The following is a 7898-nucleotide window of genomic DNA, read 5'->3' on the forward strand; positions in this document are numbered from 1 at the left end:
CCGGGTCGGTCAGTTTGCGCGACAGCTCTTCAAAACGGGCTTCCACCGTGCCCAGCCTGCGTTCGAGCTCCGTCTGCGCAGCCGCCATTTGCTGACTCACCGTAAGCTCTAGATTAACCCCTCAAGTGGGCCCGGCTCAAGCGAGCATCCCTCAAACGACCACGACTTCGCGCCCGGGCGTGGCCGCCCCGTCCCGTTCGAGCACCGCCCGGAGCGCCGCGATGGCCACTTCGAGCTGCGCGTCGTCGGGCTCGCGGGTGCTCAGGCCCTGGAGCCACATGCCCGGCCGCGCCAGCCACCTGACGATCAGGGGGGCCGACGGGCGGGCGGCGGCCCGGATGAGTTCGTAGGCGGTCCCCGCCACCAGGGGCAGGATCAGCAGGTGAATGGCCACCCGCTCGGCGACGGGCGGCCGGCCCGTAAAGCCCGTCACCACCGAGAAGGCCACGACGCTCACCAGCACCACGAGGAACAGGAAGTTGGTGCCGCACCGGGGGTGAATCCGGCTCGCCTGCCGGGCAGACGCCACCTCCAGCGGCCTGCCGGCCTCGTAGCAGTTGATCACCTTGTGTTCGGCCCCGTGGTACTGGAAGACCCGTGCCATATCGGGCAAGAAGCCGATGGCCCACACGTAGCCGATGAAGACGGTGGCCTTGACGGCGCCTTCGACCAGGTTGAGCAGGACGGAACCCGGCAGGAACGGCTCCACGAGCCGCACCACGGCGGCCGGCAGCAGCACGAACAGGGCCACCGCAAGCCCCACGCCCAGGACCAGGGTAGCGACCTCCATCAGGCGGGCCGCGGCGCTCTGGCGCGGGGAAGGGGCCTCCTGCGCCCCATCCTCGGCCTCCATCAGCCGCCGTGCGGAGTCGTTGAGCGCCCGGTACCCGATGACGAGCGCTTCGGCCATCGCCACGGTACCCCGCATCAGCGGCCATCCCAGCAGCCGGGCGCGGCGCACCCACGGCTGGCCCGGGTGCTCGGTGACGTGGATGCCCTCCTTCGGCGAGCGGGTCGCCACCGCGTAGGCGGTGCGGCCCCGCATCATGACGCCTTCGAGGACCGCCTGTCCGCCGTAGTAAAACCGGTCGCTCATCGCGGGTAGGCTCCATCCTCCGTCTTGTGCCGGGTGGCGAAATAGGCCCGGCGCCAGCCTGCCCGAGCGGGCGCGGCGCGCTCCAGTTCGCCCACCCGGGTGCCGGAAGCCGGCTTCCCATCCACCCGGTACGCGGCCAGCCGCCCTGCCAGCGTCTCGGGCACGGCGGCCTTGACCCGCACGGCGCTGTCCAGGTACGCCTGCTCGATGACCCGGCCGCGCTGATAAAGAAGCGAGAGCACCCGGGCCTCGGAGAACGGAATCGACAGCTCGACCACCTGCTCCTTTTCCGGCAGCGCCTCCACGATGGCCTGGCGCAGCCGATCGAGGTTGGTCCGGTAAAGCGCCGAGATGGGGACGGCGCCCGGGTAGCGCTTGAGGAGCGCCCGCAGGGCCGCCCCCTCCGCCTTGTCGATCTTGTTGAGCGCGACCACCGCCGGGCGCGCCGCCGCCCCGATCTCCTCCAGCGTCTCGAACACGGCCCGCATCTGGCGTTCGGCGTCGGGGGCGCTTGCGTCCACCACATGAACCAGCAGGCTGGCGTGCGCCACCTCTTCCAGCGTGGCGCGGAAGGCCGCCACCAAATGCGTGGGCAGCTTCTTGATGAACCCCACGGTGTCCGTCATCAGGCACTGCGCGCCCTCCGCCAGGTAAACCCGCCGGACCGTCGGATCCAGGGTTTCGAACGGCCTGTTGCGGGCGCTCACGTGCGACCCGGACAGCTGGTTGAGCAGCGTGGACTTGCCGGAGTTGGTGTACCCGACCAGCGCCACCACCGGAAGCTCCAGCGCCGAACGCCCCCGCCGCTGCTGGTCTCGGTGGCGGGTGATGCCCTCGATCTGGCGGCGCAGTTCGGCAATGCGGCGCTTGATACGCCGGCGGTCGTACTCGAGCCGCGTCTCCCCGGGGCCGCGAGTGCCGATGCCGCCGCCAAGGCGTGACAGGGTCTGCCCCCATCCGGCAAGGCGCGGCAGCAGGTAGGTGAGCTGGGCCAGCTCGACCTGCAGCTTGCCCTCGCGGGAGCGGGCGCGCTGGGCGAAGATGTCCAGGATGATCTGGGTGCGATCGAGCACGGGCAACCCTACGGCCCGCTCCAGGTTTCGGCGCTGGAGCGGGGTGAGTTCATCGTCGGCCACCACGAGGGTGGCACGGGCCATGAGGGCGACAGACTGGAGTTCTTCGGCCTTGCCGCGCCCCAGGTACAGCGCACTGTCCGGAGCGTGCTCTTTCTGAACCAGCTCTCCGACCACCTGGGCGCCTGCGGCGCGCACCAGCTCACCCAGCTCCCCGAGCGAGCGATCCAGGTCGTCGGCTTCTGAACACGCTATCAGCACCGCCCGGGCCGCCGGCCGTAACGCTGTCCGTCCTGGCTCGATACCGACCACCCCTTGTTATGCACCAACCCACCACCGGCCCCCGGCCGACGCCCGCAGCGATCACACGGCCGGAGAGACGGAAGGCGCTTTTTCTGCGGTTCATTATAGCACCGCCCCTGGTCGGGCACACCGCCCGGCGAACACCCCCCTCGGCCCGCAGCGAGCCGGGCGGGCCGCCTGGCCGGCACCTGGCAGGCGGCCCGGGCGCGTGATACGATGGGCAGGGGTACCCGAACGGATGATCGAACACGGGCAGCGCCCGCCCCGCGTCATCGTCCATGTCGACATGGACGCCTTCTTCGCGGCCATCGAGATCCGGGAGCGGCCTGAACTCGCCGGCAAGCCCGTCATCGTCGGGGGCCGGCGGGACAGCCTGCGCGGGGTGGTCGCCACAGCCTCGTACGAGGCCCGGCGCTTCGGGGTCCGCTCGGCCATGCCCATCCGCCGTGCCGTACAGCTATGCCCTCACGGGATCTTCCTCGAGGCTCGCCACGGCCTCTACCGTGAGGTGTCGGACCGCATCCTGGCCATCCTGCACGAGTTCAGCCCGGTGGTGGAGCCCGTCTCCATCGACGAGGCTTACCTCGATATGACCGCCGACAGGGGACGCCTCGGGAGCCTGCGTGCCATGGGGCAGGCCATCAAGGCCCGCATTTACGGGCAGGAGCGCCTGACCGCGTCGGTGGGCATCGGGCCCAACAAGTTCCTGGCGAAGCTCGCCACGGAGCTTTCCAAGCCGGACGGGCTCATGATCATCGAGCCCGGCGACGTGGACAGGGTGTTGCCCCCGCTGCCGGTCGAGCGGCTCCCCGGCGTCGGCCCTCGCACGGCGGCGCGGCTGCACCACATGGGGCTTCACACGGTAGCCGACGTGCGGGCGCGTCCCCGGTCGTTCCTCGCCGAACACCTGGGGCGCTTCGGGGAGTCCCTGTATGAACTCGCCATGGGCATCGACACCCGCCCCGTGCAGCTTCCGCAGGAGGCCCGGTCCATCAGCGCCGAACTCACCTTCGAGCGCGACGTGGCGCGACACGAGGCGTTGCGCCAGACTCTCGCGCAGCTCGCCGCCGAGGTGGGCCGGCGGCTGCGGGCCGAGGGATACTGGGCCCGGGCCGTGGTGCTCAAGGCGCGCTATCCGGACTTCGTGACCCTGACCCGGCGGATGACGCTGAGCGAGCCCACCGCCGACGACGCCACGTTGTTCGAGACGGCGTGGCGCCTGCTCGAAAACCTCCCACCCCGGCCGGGCGGCTTTCGCCTTTTGGGGGTCGGGGCCGAGTCGCTCACCCGCTTCACCCAGCCCCTGCTGTGGGAGCAGCGAGCCGAGCGCTCGCGCGCTGTCGACCGGGTGATGGACGCCATCAACGCCCGCTACCGCCGGGCCGTGGTCGTCAGGGGGCGCCTGTTCAGGGCCGGCGGCGCAGGCCCACCGGCGCGGCCTGAGGATAGTGCTGGCGGCTGAGTTCGCCGCGCAGCTCCTTGTTGAGGACGCGCAGGTAGGTGCCCTTCATGCCGAGCGATCGGGACTCGATGACGTTGGCCGACGCGAGCTTGCGCAGGGCGTTGACCACCACCGAACGGGTGATGCCGGCTTCGTCGGCGATCCGGCTGGCCACGAGCAGCCCCTCTTCGCCCTTCAGTTCGTCGAGCAGCCGCTGGACCGCCACCACCTCGGAGTAGGAGAGGCTGCGGACGGCGGTGCGGGCCACCTGGCGTTCCTTTGCCTCGCCCTCCTCTTCCTCGCTCAGCGCGGCGGAGATGACAAGGCCCGCGCCCATCGCGGCGACCTCGGCCAGCGCCAGTTCGTCCCCGGAGAACGGCACAGCCTCGCGGATAAGGAGGAGCGTGCCGACGCGCCGTCCCGCCCCCGTCACGGGCAGGATCGCAGAGTGGTCGGTGCCGGTGACGAGGCGCGCCTCGGGGCCGGTGCACAGGGCGTTTACCTTCAGCACTCCCGCTGCCACGTGGTCGGGAAGCTGCCCCGCCTCCGGCCACTGCGCGTCGAAAGCCTGGACTGCCGTGCCCGGCGGTAACGCACGGGCAAGAACGCGCCCCCGGCGGCTGGCCAGATAGACCGCGGCGTCCCCCAGGACGTCACGCAGGGCCTCAACGACGGCGGGCATGCTCGCATCCATGCCCCCGGAGCGGAAGATTGCCGTCAGGAGTTGAAGGCGTTCCAGAAGCATCCGGTACCCCGTCCCTTCGATGAAGGAGCGGACATGCGCCGGCGCGGGCTGCGGCGGGCAGCGACAATGATGCGAATTATCGCAATAGTCTGGGTGGGCCCTGGGGCCATCTTACGGAGGCCCTGCAGACCGTGTCAAGACGGGCCTTGCGAACCTGGTGACCGGCGTCGCACACGCGTTGACAGGGGACCGGCGCGTGTGCTACGATCAGCGCTGCCATACCGATCTGCGGTGCCGAAGTGGTGGAACTGGCAGACGCGCTGCGTTCAGGGCGCAGTGGGCGTAACGCCCGTGGGGGTTCAAATCCCCCCTTCGGCACCATTATGACTTGCCCCCTGCCTCCCCGCTGAAGATCTGGCGCATCTCCTGTTCGATCTCAGCGACCGAGGCCATTTTCTCGGCCAGCCTGTCAAAGAGTTCCCGGTGAGCGTCGATCCCCTTACGGCAGAGCAGGAACACCGCCTCAGACCGGCTCTTCGCCACCCCCGCCCGCACCAGGCCGTCCACGGCAGTCAGCGTTGGTTCGTCGAGGCGGACGCTCACCACCCAGTCCCGGTTTGTGCCCGCGCCCCTGGCTTCGGTCCAGATGAGCCTCGGCCGCCCAAACAAAATGCCCGGAAGCGTTGCCAGGTCGACGCCAAGTTCCTTCAGGATGGAGGCCCCTTCTCCGCCGGTACGCTCGTCCGCCAGGGCAAGAAGGATGTGCTCCGTGCCTATGTAGGTATGAGCAAGTTTCCTGGCCTTCTCGGCGGCCGCCTCGAGAACCCGCTTCCCGGTTGGGGAGAATGGCGGCTCGCGCTTCGGGGCATCCGGTTCGGGAACCGGGTCAGGAAGGTGCGATGCGACGCCATCGGCAGTAACCCCGAGATCCCTGAGCGTGGCCCCCTCCAGGCCCTCGGCAGACTGCGACAACGCCAGCAGCAAGTGCTCGGGCCCGACCGGCTGGTTGCGCAGGCGCGCCTCCTGAACGGCCTGCACGACCAACTGCTTTGCCCGCGGCGTAAAGCGCTGAAGCACCGGCAACCACCCTTTCATCCCAGACGTCGCATCTCCAGATTACAGCATCGGGGACCCTACGTAAATCACGTAACGAAATTACGCTAGCCTCCGGAGCGACACCCGGCCCGGAGCTTGCCCGGGGCAGGTCGTGCGAGGGGCATTTCGCATCGCGTGTCTTCCCAGGCACCTGGGGGACATTGCGGCCCACAGGAGCGAATTTAGCACTGGCCTCACAGCACAGCCGTCCCCCGCCCGGCATCAACTACCGCTGGAATACCGAGGCGGGTGGATGTCCAATCAGCACACATGCAGGCCGAGCCCGAAAAGACCACGACGCGGATCGCCGGCAGCCCGGCACTCCCGTGCAACCCCCGTGCTCCTCCTGGGAGCTCAGGAAGCGGGTGCACCGGGCGTACCGCCTGAGCCGCCTGCACTGGAACGCACACCTCGCCGCCGCGCTGGAGTCCGCCCTGTTAGCCTCTGCGCCGCCTCGCCGGCCGCGCAGAGGGTTGCACCCCCAAGCGGGACAGGCCCGGGGCCCCTCGGAACTCTGCCGCAGCTTCGTCGGCGCCCTGGCCTGCCTCCCGGACGCCCGGGCAGCCCAACTCCTGTCGCTGCTCCAGGTCTTCACCTTCCCCCGGGTGCTCCGGGCGGTCGCCGCCCCCAGGTACGACCCGCAAACGCATCTCAAGGCCCTGCTCGGCGAGTGGAACGCCGCCACGTTCCGCTGCCGGGCGATGGACGGCCTGCAGCTCCGCCGGGAACTCCTCCTCGCACTGCGCCGGCGCCTTCCCGGGCAGGGCGCCTCCCCCGCCCCGGCGCCCCAGCTGGACACTTTCCTGAATGAGCTCCTGCGCGCCCTGGCCCAGGAATATGGTCAAGTTGCCGGCGCGGTCGGCCCGGAACTCCTCCAGAACGTGCTGTGCGCCGCGGCTCAGGAGGTGGGAAGCGGCTCTCCGGCGGACCGGATGGCCCTGCTGGCCCGGCGGTCGCTCGTTGCCATGGCCTCCCGCGGCGCGGGGCTTGCCGCCCTGTGCGCGGTCGGCCACGTCGGCCGCCGCCGCATCGCCCTGACCCTGACGACGCTCCTGTACGTGCTGGTCACCGGCCTCTCCGGCGTGACCCTCGCGTTCGACGTCTACCGCTGGATCGCGCTCGTCGTGGACCTGATGGCCGAGCCGCCGGCCCTTCTCACGTACCTTGCCGCGGGCGGGAGCGCCGTCTTCAACCGTCAGAAGCGGAAGTTCGACCTGCACCTTGCGGCTGCCGTCCTGATCGCCCTCTACCAGGGTATGGCCGCCCCTCCGGCCGCATAGCCATCCCCGTGGATAAGCGCTGGCCCCGGAAGTCCACCGTTCAGGGGCCCATCCGTGAAGCATGTGGGATCACGACTCGGCCCTTTCCGGCGGGGGTTCACGCTATGGCTTCTGTGCCTGTTATGCGTGCGGGCTGCGGCGGCGCCATCGGCCGGCCGCCTCGTGATCGTGGTCGACCCCGGGCACGGCTGGAGCCCCGTCCATCGGGGCTACACGGGCGCGTACAACCGCTGGGCGGACGTGCATGAAGACCCGCTGGCGCTGGACATCGCGCGCCGCGTGGCCCTGGCGCTCGAGGCGCGGGGCGCCGAAGTCCACCTCACCCGGGAGGGCGACCAGGAGCCCCCGGACTACAACGCCGACGGCGAACAGACCAACCGGGACCGCTGGTACTTCGCTCTCAATCTGCGTCGCCTGCGGCCCCACGCCAGCAAGCCCCGGGCCGACGCCTACGTGAGCATCCACTTAAACGCCTCGCCCGACCCGTACGACCGCGGCACCACCGTCGTCTTCTCGGAGGAGGGGCCGGCGGAGGCCCATGCGCTGCGCAGCGCCCAGCTTGGCATGGCGATCCACCGGCAACTGACCAGGGTGCTGCCGGAATCGGCCCCGCCCTTTGCGGTGAACGGGCTGTACATGGACAAACTGGCCCTCCCCCACGCGGTGGTGGAGGTGGCGTTCCTGACGAACTGGGCCGATCTCCGGTGGATCCTCGACGCCGAAAACCGCCAGCTTGCCGCCGAACTCATCGCCGACGGCATCATGGAGTGGTGGGTCCGGCATGGCGCCGGGCAGGGTTAGTTAGAGGTCCCCCTCCACGTACCGCATGTGCCAGCCCTCGCGCTCCCACCAGAACAAGAACTTCTCCTGCCGGTACAGCCCCCGGGTCCCCCCGATCACCTCGACGATGACCGGAAAGCGCCCG

7 protein-coding genes and 1 tRNA gene are annotated in these 7898 nt (G+C 69.9%); 4 read left to right on the top strand and 4 right to left on the bottom strand.

What is annotated here, in order from left to right; genetic code table 11:
• Nucleotides 1-151: 151 nt before the first annotated feature.
• Both AB1609_11365 and hflX read right to left on the bottom strand, forming a co-directional pair.
• Nucleotides 152-1096: a DUF1385 domain-containing protein gene (locus AB1609_11365; GenBank protein MEW6047063.1), complete on the bottom strand. Its 945-nt coding sequence runs from the start codon at nt 1094-1096 to the stop codon at nt 152-154.
• Nucleotides 1093-2430 carry a GTPase HflX gene (gene hflX, locus AB1609_11370; protein MEW6047064.1) on the bottom strand — a complete coding sequence of 446 codons (1338 nt, stop codon included), beginning with the start codon at nt 2428-2430 and terminating at the stop codon, nt 1093-1095. The genes AB1609_11365 and hflX overlap by 4 nt, the downstream gene beginning before the upstream one ends.
• Nucleotides 2431-2680: 250 nt before the next feature.
• On the opposite strand from hflX, the gene AB1609_11375 reads away from it, so the two are divergent.
• Nucleotides 2681-3934, top strand: a complete 1254-nt coding sequence (locus AB1609_11375) for a DNA polymerase IV (GenBank protein ID MEW6047065.1) — start codon at nt 2681-2683, stop codon at nt 3932-3934.
• On the opposite strand, the gene AB1609_11380 is transcribed toward AB1609_11375, so the two are convergent.
• The gene (locus AB1609_11380; GenBank protein ID MEW6047066.1) at nt 3879-4658 is read right to left on the bottom strand and encodes a GTP-sensing pleiotropic transcriptional regulator CodY; all 780 of its coding nucleotides are present in this window, start codon (nt 4656-4658) and stop codon (nt 3879-3881) included. The two genes, AB1609_11375 and AB1609_11380, sit on opposite strands and share 56 nt — an antisense overlap.
• A 233-nt stretch (nt 4659-4891) precedes the next feature.
• Between AB1609_11380 and AB1609_11385 the strand changes: the two genes are divergently transcribed.
• Nucleotides 4892-4979 (top strand) — tRNA-Leu (locus AB1609_11385).
• On the opposite strand, the gene AB1609_11390 is transcribed toward AB1609_11385, so the two are convergent.
• Nucleotides 4980-5693: a Clp protease N-terminal domain-containing protein gene (locus AB1609_11390; protein ID MEW6047067.1), complete on the bottom strand. Its 714-nt coding sequence runs from the start codon at nt 5691-5693 to the stop codon at nt 4980-4982.
• A gap of 365 nt (nt 5694-6058) precedes the next feature.
• Between AB1609_11390 and AB1609_11395 the strand changes: the two genes are divergently transcribed.
• Both AB1609_11395 and AB1609_11400 read left to right on the top strand, forming a co-directional pair.
• Nucleotides 6059-6973: a hypothetical protein gene (locus tag AB1609_11395; GenBank protein ID MEW6047068.1), complete on the top strand. Its 915-nt coding sequence runs from the start codon at nt 6059-6061 to the stop codon at nt 6971-6973.
• Nucleotides 6974-7027: 54 nt separating this feature from the next.
• Nucleotides 7028-7774, top strand: a complete 747-nt coding sequence (locus AB1609_11400; GenBank protein MEW6047069.1) for an N-acetylmuramoyl-L-alanine amidase — start codon at nt 7028-7030, stop codon at nt 7772-7774.
• Nucleotides 7775-7898: the final 124 nt, after the last annotated feature.

It is taken from the genome of Bacillota bacterium (assembly GCA_040754675.1).
Lineage (GTDB): Bacteria > Bacillota > Limnochordia > Limnochordales > Geochordaceae > Geochorda.